16 protein-coding genes are annotated in these 17,086 nt (G+C 47.5%); 9 read left to right on the forward strand and 7 right to left on the reverse strand.

What is annotated here, in order from left to right; translation table 11 throughout:
- Nucleotides 1-8: 8 nt before the first annotated feature.
- Complete coding sequence (locus LZG94_RS12210) at nt 9-1,352, forward strand: alkaline phosphatase family protein (protein ID WP_233792172.1); 1,344 nt, start codon at nt 9-11, stop codon at nt 1,350-1,352.
- Nucleotides 1,353-1,443: 91 nt separating this feature from the next.
- Entirely contained in the window at nt 1,444-2,580 is a 1,137-nt protein-coding gene (locus LZG94_RS12215) for a hypothetical protein (protein WP_233792173.1), read from the forward strand.
- Here LZG94_RS12215 and LZG94_RS12220 read toward each other — a convergent pair.
- Nucleotides 2,577-2,996, reverse strand: a complete 420-nt coding sequence (locus tag LZG94_RS12220) for a hypothetical protein (RefSeq protein WP_233792174.1) — start codon at nt 2,994-2,996, stop codon at nt 2,577-2,579. The two genes, LZG94_RS12215 and LZG94_RS12220, sit on opposite strands and share 4 nt — an antisense overlap.
- 78 nt (nt 2,997-3,074) lie before the next feature.
- Between LZG94_RS12220 and LZG94_RS12225 the strand changes: the two genes are divergently transcribed.
- Nucleotides 3,075-4,196 carry a S9 family peptidase gene (locus LZG94_RS12225; protein ID WP_233792175.1) on the forward strand — a complete coding sequence of 374 codons (1,122 nt, stop codon included), beginning with the start codon at nt 3,075-3,077 and terminating at the stop codon, nt 4,194-4,196.
- A gap of 7 nt (nt 4,197-4,203) precedes the next feature.
- On the opposite strand, the gene LZG94_RS12230 is transcribed toward LZG94_RS12225, so the two are convergent.
- The gene (locus LZG94_RS12230; protein WP_233792176.1) at nt 4,204-5,661 is read right to left on the reverse strand and encodes a TlpA disulfide reductase family protein; all 1,458 of its coding nucleotides are present in this window, start codon (nt 5,659-5,661) and stop codon (nt 4,204-4,206) included.
- A 153-nt stretch (nt 5,662-5,814) separates the two neighbouring features.
- A complete protein-coding gene (locus tag LZG94_RS12235; protein ID WP_233792177.1) occupies nt 5,815-6,849 on the reverse strand; it encodes an LLM class flavin-dependent oxidoreductase in 1,035 nt (344 codons plus the stop codon).
- 177 nt (nt 6,850-7,026) lie between these two features.
- Here LZG94_RS12235 and LZG94_RS12240 point away from each other — a divergent pair, with 177 nt between their 5' ends.
- From LZG94_RS12240 to LZG94_RS12260, 5 genes are all read left to right on the forward strand, one after another.
- Nucleotides 7,027-7,194, forward strand: coding sequence for a type II toxin-antitoxin system ParD family antitoxin (locus tag LZG94_RS12240; protein WP_233792178.1), 168 nt, complete (start codon nt 7,027-7,029; stop codon nt 7,192-7,194).
- A gap of 18 nt (nt 7,195-7,212) precedes the next feature.
- Nucleotides 7,213-8,292 (forward strand): sensor histidine kinase, encoded by a 1,080-nt coding sequence (locus tag LZG94_RS12245; RefSeq protein WP_233792179.1) that lies wholly within the window; start codon nt 7,213-7,215, stop codon nt 8,290-8,292.
- Nucleotides 8,289-9,041: a LytTR family DNA-binding domain-containing protein gene (locus LZG94_RS12250; RefSeq protein WP_233792180.1), complete on the forward strand. Its 753-nt coding sequence runs from the start codon at nt 8,289-8,291 to the stop codon at nt 9,039-9,041. The genes LZG94_RS12245 and LZG94_RS12250 overlap by 4 nt, the downstream gene beginning before the upstream one ends.
- Nucleotides 9,042-9,161: 120 nt before the next feature.
- Complete coding sequence (locus LZG94_RS12255; RefSeq protein WP_233792181.1) at nt 9,162-9,953, forward strand: hypothetical protein; 792 nt, start codon at nt 9,162-9,164, stop codon at nt 9,951-9,953.
- Nucleotides 9,954-9,970: 17 nt separating this feature from the next.
- Nucleotides 9,971-11,254, forward strand: coding sequence for a Gfo/Idh/MocA family protein (locus tag LZG94_RS12260; RefSeq protein WP_233792182.1), 1,284 nt, complete (start codon nt 9,971-9,973; stop codon nt 11,252-11,254).
- Between the two features lie 25 nt (nt 11,255-11,279).
- On the opposite strand, the gene LZG94_RS12265 is transcribed toward LZG94_RS12260, so the two are convergent.
- From LZG94_RS12265 to LZG94_RS12280, 4 genes are all read right to left on the reverse strand, one after another.
- Nucleotides 11,280-12,440, reverse strand: a complete 1,161-nt coding sequence (locus LZG94_RS12265; protein ID WP_233792183.1) for a glycosyltransferase family 4 protein — start codon at nt 12,438-12,440, stop codon at nt 11,280-11,282.
- Nucleotides 12,441-12,445: 5 nt separating this feature from the next.
- Nucleotides 12,446-13,447, reverse strand: a complete 1,002-nt coding sequence (locus tag LZG94_RS12270; protein WP_233792184.1) for a lysylphosphatidylglycerol synthase transmembrane domain-containing protein — start codon at nt 13,445-13,447, stop codon at nt 12,446-12,448.
- Nucleotides 13,437-14,612 carry a glycosyltransferase family 1 protein gene (locus tag LZG94_RS12275; protein WP_233792185.1) on the reverse strand — a complete coding sequence of 392 codons (1,176 nt, stop codon included), beginning with the start codon at nt 14,610-14,612 and terminating at the stop codon, nt 13,437-13,439. The genes LZG94_RS12270 and LZG94_RS12275 overlap by 11 nt, the downstream gene beginning before the upstream one ends.
- A gap of 87 nt (nt 14,613-14,699) precedes the next feature.
- Nucleotides 14,700-15,287, reverse strand: a complete 588-nt coding sequence (locus tag LZG94_RS12280) for a hypothetical protein (protein ID WP_233792186.1) — start codon at nt 15,285-15,287, stop codon at nt 14,700-14,702.
- 188 nt (nt 15,288-15,475) lie between these two features.
- Here LZG94_RS12280 and LZG94_RS12285 point away from each other — a divergent pair, with 188 nt between their 5' ends.
- Nucleotides 15,476-17,062 carry a DUF4394 domain-containing protein gene (locus tag LZG94_RS12285; RefSeq protein WP_233792187.1) on the forward strand — a complete coding sequence of 529 codons (1,587 nt, stop codon included), beginning with the start codon at nt 15,476-15,478 and terminating at the stop codon, nt 17,060-17,062.
- Nucleotides 17,063-17,086 lie beyond the last annotated feature (24 nt).

Genomic DNA, 17,086 nt, shown 5'->3' on the forward strand with positions numbered 1-17,086 from the left:
ATTAATTAATGAAAAAACTCCTCACACTTCTCGGCATTGCTATTTCGCTGAATGCAACTGCCCAGGACTCCCACGTGGTACTGATCAGTATCGATGGGCTTCGTCCTGAATTTTATAAAGACCCTAACTGGTCGATGGTGAACTTGCGGCAGGGAATGGAAACCGGCGCTTATTCCGACGGCGTTACCGGCGTTTTCCCGACAGTAACTTACCCTTCGCACACCACGATTATCACCGGAGTGAAGCCCCTCAAACACGGCGTACATTATAATACACCGCCCGAGCCGCTCGAAGTGACCGGAAAATGGATCTGGGATTACAGCACGATCAAAGTACCTACGATTTTCAGCGTGGCCAAAGAGAAAGGTTTGAAGACCGCCTCCGTGTTCTGGCCGGTTTCAGTAGGCAGCCCGGCTACTTACAATATCCCTGAGTATTGGTATTTGCCTGAGAAAAAAGGCGGGGACCGGATCATGATCAAGGCGCTTTCTGAACATGCTTCTCCCAAAGGTTTGTATGAAGAAGTGGAGCAGAATGCGACCGGCAAGATGGAAGAGATTGATTTTAACAGTGATTACCTGAGCGTGGACGAGAATATGTCGCGCATCAGCGCCTACCTGATCCGTAAATACAAACCTTCTTTCCTGGCGGTACATTTGGTAGCGGTTGATCATTTTGAACACGAGCAAGGCCGCGAAGGTGACCAGGTAAGAGCCGCTTTGGCGAGTGTCGACAGAGGCATTAAAACGATCATTGAAGCGACTGAAAAAGCGGGTATCAGAGAAAAAACGACTTTCATCATCACTGGTGATCACGGTTTTGTGGATATCCACACAGCGATCGCACCGAATGTGCTTTTGGCAAAAGCCGGCTTGTACGATCCTGCCAACAAAGCAGCGTGGAAAGCTTATTTTCACGGCTCCGGCGGTTCTGCATTTTTACATTTGAAAGATAAAAATGATACTCAAACGCTGGAAAAAGTAAAGCAAATTCTGAACGATCTGCCGGTGGGTCAAAAGAACTTTTTCGCTGTGAAAGACCGTGCGGCACTGGACGAAGTCGGCGCTGACCCGAATGCGGCACTGGCGCTGGCCCCGAGGCAGGGAATTACCGTCAGTGCAGCTGCCACCGGTGATTTCACGCGTGCATCGAGTGGCGGTACCCACGGCTTTTTCCCCGATTTCAAGGAAATACAAACTGGTTTTGTTGCTTTCGGAAAAGGGATCAAACCGGGCGCGGTGGTACCTGAAATGAGCTTGCAGGATATTGCCCCACTGGTCGCCAAGCTCCTGAATATCGAATTCCCGACCGCCGACGGCACATTGTATCCGGGGTTACTCACAAATAAATGAGCGGCAATTACTGAAAAACAAGTAATTGTACGCTAGCAAAAAAGCTGTTCGCGTCATAGATTTACGTTTCGCGCTATTCCGAATCCGATCTATGACCGAACAGTTTACTTCTAATCCCGCAGGCTGGTTCCACAAGTTCTGCGAAGCCTCTCTCGGCATCCTCGCCGTCACCGTCATTATCCAGATCCCGCTGGACATATTCACGTCGATCTGGGAATATCTCGGTGACTACGATAAATATTACTTCATTATTCAGGCTGTTCTTCCGCTGATCGGTGGTGCGGTTTATGCCACGCTATGGCACGATCGCGAGCGCACGGGCCGCATTAATAGTGGCTGGCACCACGCGATATTACTGGGGATGCTGCGCTATTGGCTGGCCTACTCTATTTCAGTTTATGGTTTTGCCAAAATCCTCAAAACCCAGCTGCAATCGCCCGGTTACCGACTCGATATGCCTCTCGGCGACCTCAACGGATTTGCGTTGACCTGGTATTATTTCGGCTATTCCTACACGCTGGCAGTGATACTGGGTTTGTTTCAGGTAGGCGGATCGATATTGCTGCTCTTCCGCAGAACGACGCTGATCGGTGTGATGGTACTGTTGCCAGTGATGGTCAATATCGTGTTGATCAACTTATTTTATGATATCGCCGCAGGCGCTTTTTTCAATTCCATTATCTATACACTCGGCCTCGTTTACCTGCTTTTTAATGATTTTGAAAAATTAAAAGCAGCATTCTGGGATCTGGTAGAGCGTTTCCCCACGATCGGAGGAAAGAACCAGTGGGCAAAAAACGGTTTGCGCTTCCTGGTGATAGCCGCCGCATTTGCAACCATTTACCAATATTTATGGAATGACAAAACAGATAAGATATTGCTGGGAACATGGAAAGTGGAAAAGCTATTAAAAAACAGGCAACCTGTTACTGAAACTGCCTGGCTTAAAGATTCGACCGCCTGGAACAAGGTCTATTTTGCGAGCTGGAACGGCGCAGCATTCAGTCCCAATCCGTATCGGTACCTGCCGGCTGAGAGTTTGCGAGGATCTTATGAGTTTGACAGCCTGAAAAATGATATCCGATTCATTTTCCAAAATCCGGCAAAAAAAGGTGGAAAAGACGATACCCTCCATATTGCAGTGACCAACCGGACGCAAAAATCCATGCACCTTCATTTCGTGATGGCGAGCGATACGGTCGATTTACAGCTGGCCCGATTGCGTTAGGAAGTTTTGTAAAATGGGTCTACACAACGCAAAAGCTGCGGAGCGTCTATTTCAGGCGCTTCTATCTTTTCGTTAATAACACCATTGAAATGCAGGCGTGATAACCTGCTTTTACCCTGATACAGAAACGAAACGGCAGATCTGGGTTTGCCTGCATTGAAAACCTTCGAACCCGTTTCAGGATAGGCGGCTACCAGCTGGTTCAGCTGTCCGGGATCTGAGAATTCCAGACATTTCAGCGTGAACCGGTCCTCTTCCCCATCCCAGTTCAGGTACACCAGATAGGGTTCTGCGGGGTTTATTTTGAAGTAAAAATTAAAGCGCCGCTGTGTCGCCAGTTTGCCTCCAAGTTGGAGTTCCGTCGACTCGGAAAAGTAGGTTCTGATCCCGTCACGAAGATAAGTGAGTGCGTCCATTGTTAAAATATCAGTAGGTTAATAGGAGTGACTGCTTAAACAAATATAACCAAAGCTGCCCTCCTGCCCCCTGCCGTGATGAAAAAAAGAGTAATAATAACCGCCGTTTTAGTTACAATCGCTGCTATTCTCGTCTATCTCGTATTGTCGGAAAAGCCCGTTGAAACAAAATTGCAGGAGCCTGCATTGCCGTATCCCTATCATAGCGAAGACGTCACATTTACGAACAATCAGGCGGATGTCACCCTGTCTGGCACATTGACATTACCCGAAAAAGGAGACAAATTCCCGGTAGTGATCCTGGTTTCCGGCAGCGGGCCGCAGGATCGTAATTCTGAGTTTTGGGGGCACAAACCTTTCCTGGTGATCGCCGATTATCTAACCCGCCAGGGCATAGCAGTTTTGCGCTACGACGATCGTGGGATTGGCAAATCCACCGGACAGTTTATGGAAGCTACTTCCAACGATTTCGCAACCGATGCTGAAAGTGCGGTCGCCTACCTGAAAACCAGAAAAGAGATCGATCCTGAAAAAATTGGCGTTGCCGGACACAGCGACGGAGGGCTGGTAGCCGCAATAGCAGCCTCGCGCTCCAAAGACATTGGTTTTATCATTTCTCTTGCCGGACCCGGCGCAAGGGGAATCGAGGTGATCTCATTGCAATCCGAGCTGATCGCACGGGCTGGTGGTGCCAGTAAAGAAGAAATCGCAGTGATCAGAAAATTGAACGGGAAAACCGTAGAAATACTCACAAAAACGACGGACACTACCCGCCTTCGAACCGAGCTCACCGCATTTTTCCAAAAAAATATGAATAGCTACCCCGCAAAAGGACTTCCCCCCGGATTTACCAAAGAGCAACTCTTTACAGCACAAGTCAATGCCATGTGCACGCCCTGGTACCAATATATGTTCTCGATCGATCCGGCCGATTTTTTCTCAAAGGTCTCTTGTCCGGTACTGGCACTGAACGGAGCAAAAGACTTGCAGGTAGACGCGCAGCAAAATCTCCCAGTGATTGAAAAAGCCGTAAAAGCCGGCGGTAACACAAATGTAACAGTCAAATCACTGCCCGATCTCAACCACTTTTTTCAAACCAGCAAAACCGGCCACCCCAGCGAATATGCAGGTAACACAGAAACCTTCTCCCCGGTAGCGCTGGCAGCGATGAGTGACTGGATCAGTGCGCAGGTGAAGTAGGGAAATATCAGCTTTCTTTCAAATACCCTTTCAGCAAAGGCAGAATATCGTCCGAACTTGGTCTGGGCGCGTGGGTTTTTAGCATTTTTCCCTCGGCGTCGATCAGTATGTATCTCGGAATGCCCCAGAGGTGGTACTTCTCCCAGATCGCGTCGGGTTGGCCGTCTTGTTTCTGGTGCAGATGAATACCTGCGGGGACGCTTTTATCGGGTAGTAATTTTTTCCAGGTATCTATATTCGAATCGGTTGAGACGTACAGGAATGCGATTTTGTCATTGCCTTCAAATTCCTTCACCAGCTTTTTGGAATGCGGAAATTCGTCCCGGCACGGCCCGCACCATGTTGCCCATACGTCGACGTACACCAGCTTTCCTTTGAGGCTGCTCAGCGAAATCGGCTTTCCGTCCGCGGTAGTGCCTGTAAAATTCGGCGCAGGTTTCCCCGGCGCGAGGGGTTCCCATTTCGCGAAACTTTGGTCCAGGGTCTTTCTGTAAACAGGCGAAACCGGCGTTTTATAAAAATCTTCGCGGAGCTTAGCTATTTCCGGCGACAAACCATCCATTCGCAACCAATAGTTGATATTTGCAGCTCTGAAATGCCTTTTCAAAAACGGACTCAATGTCATTTTTTGAATAAAATCATCAGACACTTCCAGCCAGTGTCCATCCAGTGAATCCTGGTTCATTTTGTCGGTAAGCTTGCCGAGCGGCCCGTGAATACCGGAAATCAGGTAGCTGGATAGGATTTGACCGTAATCGTATGAGTTCTTATCAAAAAAAACTGAATCCACAGGCAACGTCGTAGCGACTTTTTTCAAATCTGCCGGAATAGTGGGATCGTCCAGGTCATAGCTGTAATGGTTGTTCACATAGTGTTGCTGATATTCGTACAATACCATCTCGACCTTCTTTTTCATCAAATCCAGTTCTTCAGGAGCTATACCTTCCTCTTTTTCAAGTCTTTCAGCTTCTTTGTACAACTCATTCTGATACAGTTTGAAGATTGATGCGAACTCAGCGGGCTCAATTTGCCAGATAGCCTTTGCGTTATGATTGTAATAATTCTGCGTGACTTTCTGTATATTTCGAAGAAACCTGCTGATCACAAAACCGTCGCCAGTGACCTTAATTCCACCTCCGATCTTGCTGGCATCTGCTTCAAGTACTATCTCGTCACCTGCTTTGAGGTACAATGGGATATACGTGTCCTGCAAGTTAACATGTCCAAAAACAGGCTTTTCAATCCTAGTTTCTATTATCCCAAAACCATTGCTATCCAATGTAGATTTACCTAACAGCAATGTGTCCAGACTAAGCATATTGTAGGTAACCAGAACTGCGCCGGCACCTTTGGCTTTATTCAATCGGAAAGTGATTTTGATTTTCCCGTCATCCTTTTTTTCACAACCTGACAGACCGAGATAAAGCAGTAAACTGAGAACGCTAATTTTGAAAAGATGTAACATCGCGAAGGAAGTTTTGTGATAAAAAGGGATCGATATCAACTTCATATACTTCGCATAAGTCTGTATTGATGCAAGTATCCTTTTATTTACTAAAAAAAATGCTGCATTCAGGACGAATGCAGCATGATACATAACTTACTAAGAATGCGCTAATTACTTTTTCAAAGCCTTCCGCACAGCTGGCGCGACTTTGTCACCCAACAGCTCGATGGACTTCATAAGCAACTTATGATCCGGGCCACCCACGTCGGTATGGAGCAGGAAGCGTGTTAATCCGAACATTTCCTGGTTCTGCAATATTTTCTCTGTGACCTGATTTGGATCTCCCACAAACAAGGCACCTTCCGGGCTGCGTCCGCCTTCAAACTGTCCCCTGGTATAAGGAGCCCAGCCGCGGCTGCTGCCAACCCGGTCCATTTGTCCTGCGTAACTCGCAAAATATTCATCGGCAAGTGCAGTACCATTTTCGCCTACCAACCCGTGCGAATGCGTCGCCAGCTGCATTTTCGCAGGATCGTGACCGGCATTGATATATTCAGTTTTATAAAGATCAAAAAACGGCTTGAACTGCGCCGGCATTCCACCGATGATCGCGATAATAAGCGGAAAACCCATTTTGGCCGCGCGCACAACCGACTGCGGCGTACCACCGACGGCGATCCAGATATCCATTCGCCCATTGACGGGCCTCGGCAAGACCTGCTGACTATCCAACGCAGCGCGGTATTTCCCTTTCCAACTGATCGTTTCGGTCTCGTTGATCTGTTTCAGCAGTTCCAGTTTTTCGGTAAATAAACCGTTGTAATTGTTCAGATCATAACCAAAAAGGGGAAACGATTCGATGAAGCTCCCCCGCCCTACCGTAATCTCGGCACGACCGTTTGAAAGCAGATCTACCGTTGAAAAATTCTGGTAAACGCGTACGGGATCATTGGAGCTTAATACTGTAACAGAGCTCGTCAGCTTGATATTTTTGGTCACTGATGCGGCGGCAGCCAGGATAATTTCCGGACTCGAAACCGCATATTCAGCACGGTGGTGTTCGCCGATCCCGAATACATCCAGCCCGACTTCATCAGCCAGCTTTACTTCCTCCAGCAAATCCTGTAACCTTTCGTGAGGGGATTGAAATGCCCGGGCCGCCTTATCAAAAGACAAATCCCCGAACATACTGATACCTATTTCCATGATATTGTTTTGGTCAACTTTTCCTACTTAAGGAAAGGGATTTTGGCGGTTAGAAGTTCAAAAGTGAGGGGCTCGGGGTTCGGGGGTTCGGGTAAATGTGTAGGATACAAAAGTTCGGGAATGAGAATTTTCAGTCGCAAAATGATAACTTCGTTTTTGACATATCACCACTCAAAAATGAGCAAACGCAAATCACGAGAACAAAAATTGGAACTGCTGAGAAAATTGCTGATCGAGGGTGAAGAAAGTGGCTTTGTTGAAAACTTCAACCCGGTAGATTTCCAGGCGGAATTAAAGAAGGAACATTTGGCAAATGGCATATATCAATCGGGCAAAAAGCGATAATCCCCTCTAATGCACCGCATGTTTTTTAGCAAAAAATGGCTGCTTGGCTTTGCGCTGGCGCTGGTTTATATTCCGTTGCGGACTTACATGAACGTGCCGGAGGATGTTTGGGCTACGGTCCTGCGAAAGCTGCCGCTTTTCTGCATGGAGATCGTGATCAGTACCGTGTTTTATACCAGCTGGATCTACTTGGTCGATTGGGGATTGCGCCGGATCGATGCGTGGACAGGCAGCAGCGGATCAGCAGAATTTAAGTTATCAAACCAGCTTATTGCACTCGTACCGGCCATTTTACTGGCGATCGTGTTCGACAAGATTCTGAGCGAAACGTGGGGTTTAATGAATGGCCTCTGGACGCATACACCCAGGCTTGAATTCGGTAGCAGGCTGACTCCCATGGTCCGTGCATTTTGGAGAAGAGCGAATGAGGTGCTGACCATTCTGGCATTGATCGCGGCGTATTACCTGTGCGTGAGCGATCAGATACAGGAGCGATTAAAGAAGTTACAACTCAATTCAGAACGACTTGAAAAAGAGAATATTAACGCTCGTTTCATGGTCCTAAAAAATCAGATCAGCCCGCATTTTCTTTTCAATAACCTGAGCGTACTTTCTTCGCTGGTAGAGTCAGGGTCGGAGAAATCGAGTGAATTTATCCAACAACTTTCACAGGCTTACCGTTATATTCTCGAACAGGCGGAGCTGCATCAGATCAGCCTGCAGGAGGAGATCCGGTTTTTGGAAACCTATACCTATTTGCTCAGGATGCGGTTTAAGGACAAAATTGTAATGGACTTACAGCTTTTGCCGGACGATCTGCAACGCTATTCGGTGATCCCGCTCACGTTGCAGCTGCTGATTGAAAATGCGGTGAAGCATAATACCATGTCCGCTGCTAATCCGCTGCTGATCAGCGTTTCCATAGATTCAGGGTGGCTGGTAGTCAGTAACCCGTTACAGCTTCGGAAACTCAGTGAACCTACAACCGGGCTGGGCCTGAAAAATATTGTAAACAGGTACCGGTTATTGCTTGACAAACAAGTTATGATCGAAAAAAATAGTACGCATTTTGTCGTAAAAATCCCTCTCATAGCATGAAAGTACTGATCATTGAGGACGAGGAACTGAGTGCGGAAAGGCTGGAAAACATGCTTCTCGGTATTGACAGGGATATTCACGTGCTGGCTATTATACCCTCGGTTTTTGAAACAATTACTTATTTTCAAAACCCCACCAACATCCAGCCCGACCTTATTTTCCTGGATATTCACCTCGAAGACGACAACGGTTTTCACATTGTGGAGAGCCTGAACCTGATGATCCCGATCATTTTCACGACGGCATTCGACGATTATATGCTGAAAGCTTTCAAAACGCACAGCATTGATTACTTGCTGAAACCGATCAATCCGCTGGAATTGCAGGCTTCTATATTGAAGTTCAAGAAATTAAATATACCTGCCGATCCGAAAATGAGTGTTCCGGCAAACGAGATTTCGGTTGAGAAATATAAGGACCGATTTCTGGTTACGGCCGGCTCGCGGATCTTTACATTCAAAACTTCCGAAATCGCCTATTTCACGATCGAGGAGCGGGCAACATTCCTGCGGCTTTTTGACGGCCGCCATTTTGCGGTGGAATATAGTCTGGAAAAATTGACGCAGCTATTGGACCCCGCTGACTTTTTCCGCGTTAACCGCACATTCCTGATCTCGATCAATGCGATTAAGGATATCCACACGATCTCGGCAGGAAAGCTGAAAATTGAGCTGGCCCCCGCCGCTTCGCAGGAAGTTTTCGTGAGCTCGGAGCGTATCACGGAGTTTAAAAGCTGGCTCGGGCGCTGAAAGCAGCTTAGTTCTGCATTGAAAAACCCGGTTTCAATATCAAAAAACGGGCTTTCCGACATTTACAATTTCAGTTAAAGACCTGATTGAGGAATTTGAGTAAAACAAAACTTACTCTAAATGTCCGCGGTCAGGTTTAGTGTCCATAAAAAATTCCACCTCCTCCAAAGCAGAACCAGTATCTGGGAAGCCAGCCCGGAAGAACTGCGGCATTACCGGCTGATATTCATCCTGTCTGGCAACGGACAATTTGTGCTCGACGGGAAAATAGCTGCGTATGCCAAATCAGGCCTGATCCTGCTAAAACCTGATCAGCAGCCGGTTTTTCAGGAAGACCGTGGTACCGAAATTTTTGTGATCGCATTCCATACTTTTCTGGCCGACGATTTTCAGAAAAAGAAAGCATTTGACCCCGATTTTGCGGACACTTACAAGCAGGCCGAAAATCTCTGCAACAATACCAGGCTCACCCAGGGAAAGCCCCTGCCCAACGAGCGCGACGGACAAACGATCGCTTACCTGATCAACCAGATCGCATTTGAAATCAGCCAAAAACAATCTTCGCACGTCAAGCTGATCAAAGGCAGTATCGACCTGATCATGACAATTCTCGCGCGAAATAATTTTGAAACCAAAAGAACCGAAGAAAAATCGTCACAGCAGGTACTCACCGAACGCATGGTAGAATATCTGAAAGGCGAGCTGCAACAGAACAAAACCGTTCGTATTCCAGAACTGCTTTTGCACTTCAATACGTCCGAGGAGGTTGCCAATCTGTGCATGATGAACAGCACCGGGATGTCGCTGCGCAATTTTATCATTAAATACAAAGCCGACCTCTTCAAAAGCCGCATGCTGAAAGTAGATGTGGGAGAAATTTCGTCTTTTGTCAAAAATCACCTGACAACCTAACCCCTGAGCCCACATCGATGAGTATTCATACCAATAGGAGAGATTTTGTTAAAATGGCCGGGCTAGGTGCGCTCGGCTTTTCTATTCTGCCATCACTTTACGGAAAAGTTGCCGCCAGTGACCGCGTCCGCGTGGCGCATATCGGGCTGGGCGGAATGGGAAATAACCACATGAAATGGTTTGCCAACCTGCCGGAAGTCGAGATCGTGGCGCTTTGCGACGTTGACGAGCTGCACCTGGGCGAGACCAAACAACGATTGCTCGAAATGCAGCCGAATGCAAAAGTGGATACTTACGGAGACTTCCGCCGGATACTGGAACGTAAGGATATTGATGCAATAACGGTGGCTACGCCGGACCACTGGCACGCGCAGATCGCCGCGCTGGCGTTTCAGGCTGGCAAGGATGTGTATGGCGAAAAACCGCTTTCCTATAATTTGGGTGAGGGTAAAATGATGTTGAAGAACCTGGAAAAATACGAGCGGGTATTCCAAATGGGCAACCAGATCCATGCGGGGGACAATTTCCACCGGGTGGTAGAGATCATTAAATCCGGCGCGATCGGCAAGGTCAGTACCGTGCGGCTGTGGAAAACTGCGAATGCGAAAGATATCGGCTCGCCCGTGTCGCAGGCTGTACCCAAGACGCTCGACTGGGATATGTGGCTTGGCCCCGCGCCTTTTACCGAATACATTCCCGAAAAGTGCCACTTCACATACCGCTATTTCCTTGACTATTCCGGTGGGGAATTTGCCGATTTCTGGTGTCACATTGCCGACGTGGTCTATTCCTCGCTCGCGCCGCAAGGTCTGAAAAAGATCAATGCGCACGGCGAAGCGTTTAGCGGAATAGCGGACGCGCCAAAGATCCTGAATGTGGATTACGAATTTGAAAACTTGAAAATATTATGGACCATGGCACCGCCTAATGTGCCGGGAGCAGCAGGAACGGGCATAGGCGCCTATTTTGAAGGAGATAGGGGCACGCTCATTTGCGATTATAATACCCGGTCGATCACGATCAATGGCGAAACGATGACTGATATTGCAACCATCCCGATCACAAATCCAAGGTCGCCGGGACATCAGCAAAATTTTATAGATTCTGTCAAATCCAGGAAACAGCCTGAGTCCAACCTCGTTTACGCACGGGAAATGACGATACCGATGCATTTGGGGCTGATCTCCTACCGGCTTAAACGGGAACTTACCTGGAATGCGGAGAAAGAAAAGTTTGTCGGCGATAAGGAGGCAAACCGATTGCTTTCACGGAAGCCGCGTAAAAAGTGGGATCTTGCGTAAATGTGAAAAAATATGTGGCGCGGGGCTATCTGACCAGGGATTTGAACAGGTCGTAATAGCCCCGCACCATTTTCTCCCAACCAAAATTTTCAATTGTATATTGCCTGAATGCGGCTTTGTGCTCGTTTGGCTGCGGATTGGCTATCGCTTCATTCATGCGTTCCGCCCAAATTTTTGCATTGCCTGACGGAAGCAAATACCCATTTTTTCCATCCTGGATCGCATCGGGAATTCCGTCAATATCAGCTGCGAAAACAGTTGCACCGGCCATTACGGCTTCGAGACATACCAAGCCAAAACCCTCCATATCACCCGCTACCTTGATATTTGGCATAATAAAGGCGGCCGACTGCGATAGTAACAACTGCACTTCGGTCGTGGGTAATCTTTTCAAATGCTTCACACGCTCCGCGACTTCGGGCTCTTGAAACAATTGCCGCAAAGGCGCATTATCAGTAGGAAAACCAAGGAAAAGTGAAATTTTTCCGGCTGGCTTTTTTGGCAAACGGGAAAGCAATCTTTCTGTACCGCCCGCGACAGGCTCGTATGCACCGACCAGAAGCACGAGAAAATTCCCTTTCAATGACGGAACCACATTTTCAATAAACCACGACATTCCCTTTCGCCTGACTGGCCGGCCCAATGCCAGCAATATCCGCTCACCACGGTATTCAATGCCGTGATTAGCAAGCATTTCAGTCAACGTAATCGGACTTTTGGCTATTTCAATCCTGGTATCAACGCCATTTGGAATTACTACTATTTTATTTTTATCAATCCCCAAACGCTGCGCCTCTGAGGCGGTCGCGCGGCTCACGGCGATCAGCTTGTCGAAACGGTTGAAGCGGGGAAGGATGAATTTGTGATAGATCTTACTCGGAAAAACCACGTCGAGCCCGTGCAGGGTTGCAGTACGTTTCAGGTGATTATATCCTTTGTGACGGGAGCAAAATGCGGCGATGAGACCGTCGTTGAAATGGATGATACTAATGCCAGGATTGTCGGCGCAGGTACGCAGTATTCTCTTTTTCAGTAATAAAAAGTAGCTTACGGTGCTTTCATTCCCGTCAAAAACAATGCGGTGCACTTTGCAATGCCGCTCCATTCCGGTGATCAGCTCGTAGCTCTGCTTTTCCATTCCGCCTACTGCCGGGGGATATTTATGGCTGACAAATAATATCTCCATACTGATCAGGATATCGCTTTTTTAGTGCGGGCAAACAATGCATAAAACAATGCGCCCATTAATATCCAGAATAGTTGGCGTGTGCGGCGCAATGCTGAAACTGAAATCCACAAAGTAGCACTTGTAATACCTATCACTGCGAGCATGAGCTTGTTACCTATTTCTTCCACGCCAATTTGCCCCGGCACAAATGCACCCGCGGACTTGACGAGCACGACGCCCATATCGAGCAAAAGTCCGTGCATAAGCGTCACATCATAACCCAGCAATTTTAGTATAATATAAAATTCCACAGATCCGATCAGCCAGTGAAGTAGGAAGCAAATGAATGCAAAAACGAGTTCACGCGGATGTTTTAAGGCAAATTGATAAAGCGCAATTCGCAGTTCCCGTATCTTGCCACTCACTTTTTGCAGCCGGCTTTGTGTAGAACTTGTCTCAGTTGCTGCCTCCAATTTCCCCGCCTTTTTAACCCAAAAAAAACAAAAACCAGCCAGCAGCAATATCGCCGCCACCATTACTACGAGCAACCCAGGAGGCAGCAACCCAGCGCCCGGTCCGCTGCCCGAAACCAGCCAGATCATCGCTGCAACCAGTAATACCAGCTGACTTAATATCATCAAAAACCGGTAAATGATCACGGAAGTAAGTGCAGGTTGCTGGTCAATTCCGTAGGGTTTTAACAGAAAAACCTTGAACATATCCCCCCCGGCGACACTCGCAGGATTGAATGCGCCAACAGATTCACTGATGTGCCTGACAACAAAGATCTTTGCGTGTGAAATGTGTTTTTTTGATTCGCCCAGACAAAACCACCACCCTATCGCACCAAACCAATAAGCAACAAACGTACTGACAATCACCCAGATAAACCCTGCACCTGCATTTTGCAAAGCACTTTTCACCTCCGCAAGATCGGTGTGCCGGATAAATTGAAATAACAGGATCAGGATACTTAGTACCAGGATGATCTTGAAAATACGAATATGAGCGGGACTAATTTTCAAGTTCTAGTTTTTCGATGGGTGCGGTCAACGCGATCAGGTCGCTAAAATAAACCCTGGCGAGTTCATCCCAATCATAACTCTGGCTGTATTGAACAGCATTTTGACTCAATCTTGCCTGCAAAGAAGGATTTTCTATGACTTCCCTGATTTTTTCAACGTAGGCCGCCGCTTCGTACGGACTGCATTTGTACCCGTTTTCACCTTCTTCAATAAAATCCCGGCTACCGCCACCGTCGGCTACGACAGGTACTAATCCCGACGCCATTGCTTCCAGAACTACATTTCCGAAAGTTTCGGACACGGAAGGAAATACGAAAACAGAGGCCGATGCATACAAAACCGAAAGCTGCTCGTGACCTAGTCGCCCCGGAAAAATAGCGCCGGGCATACGCGCCTCGCAATCTTTCCTGGCCACCCCGTCGCCGACAACGATGAAATTATAGGAAAGACCCCCGGCGCGGACCAGCTCATAAATCGAGATCAGCGTTTCGAGGTTTTTTTCCCAAACCAGCCTGCTGGCGAAGAGAATAGTGGGATTGGAATTTCCAGTGAGCGTTTGCAGATAATTTTCGTCCTTTTTACCGGGAGAAAAAAGTCCGGTATCCATGCCTCGCTTCCATATCTTCATGTTTTTTGGTGACATTCCTGCCTCAACCAACTCTTTTGCAATACTGGTTGAAGGAATGTAAACTTTGTCACACTGGTCATAAAATTCGTTCTGATACTTTCTGGTGAGGCTTACGACCGGTTTGATCAGAAACGGCAGGTATTTGAGATAATAGGCAATGTAGCTGACGAAATGCGTGTGGTAAATGCTGGTTACAGGCAACGATTTGCCGCGCGCATATTTGAGCGCAAAATGCCCAAGGAACGACGGAGTAGCAATATGGACCAGATCAGGGGCAAAATGATCGAGTTTTTCCCACGTTCCTTCCGGTGCGCGGCCGGGCATTCCGATCACGTAATTTCTATTAAATGGAATGCGCAGAGATGGAATTTTCAGGCAATCAAAACCAAAAATCTGGTCCGGGCCGCTAGCGCAGATGAAGAGGAATTCGAATCTTTCGTGGTCGATCCTTTCAAAAAGCTGGAACATGGTCCGCGCTGCTCCGTCAAAATCGGCAATCAGGATCTCTGCGAAAAAGGCAACCTTAACTTTCCTCATTTCCTTGCTTTAATCTGCTAATGTAGCTTCCGGAGATTTCCTGCGGGTTAAATTTTTGTTAACATTACGTCAACTCAATTTCCGTTCCTAATTAGCCGCGCTTAGTTTTTCGAGCAAATGTTCCCCAAGCGGAGACAACGTGTAGCCAGGTTCGTGACTGATCGTCAAGCCCAGATTTTTGAGCTTTCGTACATTCAGTTTCAGCCATTCTTTTTCTTTTTTTGCTTTGATTGCCAGGTCTGCGGCGCTGAGCATCGGGTTTTCCTGAATTGCTTTGAGGATTTTGATCGTCCATTTACCCTGGTTACTACCAACGTCGAGGCGTCTCAGTTTTTCAACCAAATCCTCAAATTCGTCAGCGTTAACCTCCACTGGTTCCTTCATTGCTAATGCCGGATCTACTGAAATATAGCGCACTTCCATTTTATAGATCGTACCCTCACTGATTTTGTCGAGCAGGGATAACAGTCTGTTCACATCCGAAAAACCCGCCTGATTTGCTTCCTGTTCAGAAATGTCGCCCCTTTTATATTCACTTAGTGAAGAAATTTCAATGATTCCGACCGAGGTTTGAATGCGGCTCCCGGCACTTACGTCTGCTTTTTTCCATTTCCGGAAAGCGAGTGAAATTTTGCCGGACCTGATACCTTCGAGATGATTTACTGTAAATAGCATTTGTTGAGAATTTTGAATACAAAAAAAGGGAATTAAATCGACCAATCCATCAAACAAAAAATCTCTTTAAACTTCCATATTAAAATGCGGTTAAAAGCGAATTAAATTTTTTCAGGCTGCATTAATCGCATTCTGCTGTTTAAACGTAGATGCTGCTAAACCATTCCCCATTTTACAATAAGCAGCTTATGAAGATTCTCAACCAACCAGTTAAGCAGGTACTCCTTGCCGCTTCGTTCATGTTCGCATTCGCGCTTGTATCGTGCGAAGATCACCGCGTACCGCCCACAGAGCAAACATTGCCGGACCGTATTTTCTACGCATTATCCGACAATAACCAGCTTCACGAAATCAACATCAAAAACACGGCAAGCCCGCTACGCTCTTTCGCGGTTACCGGATTGCAGAGTGATGAAGTACTGGCCGGGATCGATTTCCGTCCGGCGACGGGCCAGTTATATGCGATCAGCTCGCTGAGCAATTTATATCATGTCAATATCAAAACGGGTGATCAGGAGGGAAAAGCAACGCGGATCGGAATGGATCCGATTGCTACCAAATTGAACGGATCAAGCATTGGTTTTGACTTTAACCCAACTGTCGACAAAATACGTGTGGTGACCAACACCGGACAAAATCTCCGCCTGAACCCTGAAACCGGCGCAGTACTTGCCGGCGATTCCCAGTTGAACGGGCCGGCTAGTCCGAAAGTAGGCGCGGTAGCTTATACCAATAGCAGAGCCGGTGTGACCGCCGCTCCTGGCGTGGGAACTACACTTTATGATATTGATGCTGAGGCAAATATGCTTTATATCCAGAATCCGCCAAATCCTGGTGCATTGGTTCCGGTAGGTTCATTAGGCCTGGATATTACCGAAGTGGGCGGATTTGATATTTCTCCGGATATGAATGCAGCGGATGTATTCCCGATCGCTTCTGTGAAATTCGAAAACAAATGGGAGCTTGATTTTGTAGACCTGAAAACGGGTAAGCTTCAAAAACTGGGTGACCTGCCGGCTGGCGTGAATATCACTGGTATTGCAATACCGGCGATGCCTGTTGCTTATGCGCTGGACGGTGCCAACAACCTAAAAATCTTCAATCCAACCAACGGTAACGAATATGGAACGAAGGCAATTGGCGGGCTGCCAGGCGGCGTGATGCTGGAAGGAATTGATATCAGACCGGCAAACGGCAGGTTGTATGCTTTGGGTAATGACAGCAAGCTTTACGGAGTCGACCTTGGAAGCGGCGCTGCAATGGAAGTCGCTGCATTGAAAACAGGCGATGGTCCGTTGCTGATCGATGGGATGCATTTCGGAGTTGACTTCAACCCCGCAGCCGACAGACTTCGTGTGGTAAGTGACAAAGGACAAAACCTGCGTATCGACGTAACTACGGGAATGACGACGATAGATACACCCTTGAAAAATTTAGACGCAACTCCTTTTGTAACTGCCGTTGCTTATACCAACAGCTACCCGGGCGTAGTTGCAGCCAATACGACGCTGTTCGATATTGACAGTCAATCCAATATGATCTTCAAGCAAATCCCACCAAATAATGGTACGCTTGCCGATGGTAAAAGCCTGGGCATTGACGTTGCCGCAGGTATCGGTTTCGATATCGGCAATTCCACCGGTATGGGCTATGCAATTTTCACGGTTGGCGGCTCCACGAGCTTCTATACAGTCGACCTGGCTTCGGGTGCGACGCAAATGAAATATAGTTTTAGCACGCCTGTGAAGGGGCTGGCGACAGGTTTTGGTTTGTAAGTTCGGTTTTGAGTAAACAGGCGG

Source organism: Dyadobacter sp. CY343 (assembly GCF_021390335.1).
GTDB lineage: Bacteria > Bacteroidota > Bacteroidia > Cytophagales > Spirosomataceae > Dyadobacter.

What these genes read in the sequence shown, in the direction of transcription:
- LZG94_RS12210 (WP_233792172.1), top strand. Translation starts at nt 9, where the DNA reads ATGAAAAAACTCCTCACACTTCTCGGCATTGCTATTTCGCTGAATGCA.
- LZG94_RS12215 (WP_233792173.1), top strand. Translation starts at nt 1,444, where the DNA reads ATGACCGAACAGTTTACTTCTAATCCCGCAGGCTGGTTCCACAAGTTC.
- LZG94_RS12220 (WP_233792174.1), bottom strand. Translation starts at nt 2,996, where the DNA reads ATGGACGCACTCACTTATCTTCGTGACGGGATCAGAACCTACTTTTCC.
- LZG94_RS12225 (WP_233792175.1), top strand. Translation starts at nt 3,075, where the DNA reads ATGAAAAAAAGAGTAATAATAACCGCCGTTTTAGTTACAATCGCTGCT.
- LZG94_RS12230 (WP_233792176.1), bottom strand. Translation starts at nt 5,661, where the DNA reads ATGTTACATCTTTTCAAAATTAGCGTTCTCAGTTTACTGCTTTATCTC.
- LZG94_RS12235 (WP_233792177.1), bottom strand. Translation starts at nt 6,849, where the DNA reads ATGGAAATAGGTATCAGTATGTTCGGGGATTTGTCTTTTGATAAGGCG.
- LZG94_RS12240 (WP_233792178.1), top strand. Translation starts at nt 7,027, where the DNA reads ATGAGCAAACGCAAATCACGAGAACAAAAATTGGAACTGCTGAGAAAA.
- LZG94_RS12245 (WP_233792179.1), top strand. Translation starts at nt 7,213, where the DNA reads ATGTTTTTTAGCAAAAAATGGCTGCTTGGCTTTGCGCTGGCGCTGGTT.
- LZG94_RS12250 (WP_233792180.1), top strand. Translation starts at nt 8,289, where the DNA reads ATGAAAGTACTGATCATTGAGGACGAGGAACTGAGTGCGGAAAGGCTG.
- LZG94_RS12255 (WP_233792181.1), top strand. Translation starts at nt 9,162, where the DNA reads ATGTCCGCGGTCAGGTTTAGTGTCCATAAAAAATTCCACCTCCTCCAA.
- LZG94_RS12260 (WP_233792182.1), top strand. Translation starts at nt 9,971, where the DNA reads ATGAGTATTCATACCAATAGGAGAGATTTTGTTAAAATGGCCGGGCTA.
- LZG94_RS12265 (WP_233792183.1), bottom strand. Translation starts at nt 12,440, where the DNA reads ATGGAGATATTATTTGTCAGCCATAAATATCCCCCGGCAGTAGGCGGA.
- LZG94_RS12275 (WP_233792185.1), bottom strand. Translation starts at nt 14,612, where the DNA reads ATGAGGAAAGTTAAGGTTGCCTTTTTCGCAGAGATCCTGATTGCCGAT.
- LZG94_RS12280 (WP_233792186.1), bottom strand. Translation starts at nt 15,287, where the DNA reads ATGCTATTTACAGTAAATCATCTCGAAGGTATCAGGTCCGGCAAAATT.
- LZG94_RS12285 (WP_233792187.1), top strand. Translation starts at nt 15,476, where the DNA reads ATGAAGATTCTCAACCAACCAGTTAAGCAGGTACTCCTTGCCGCTTCG.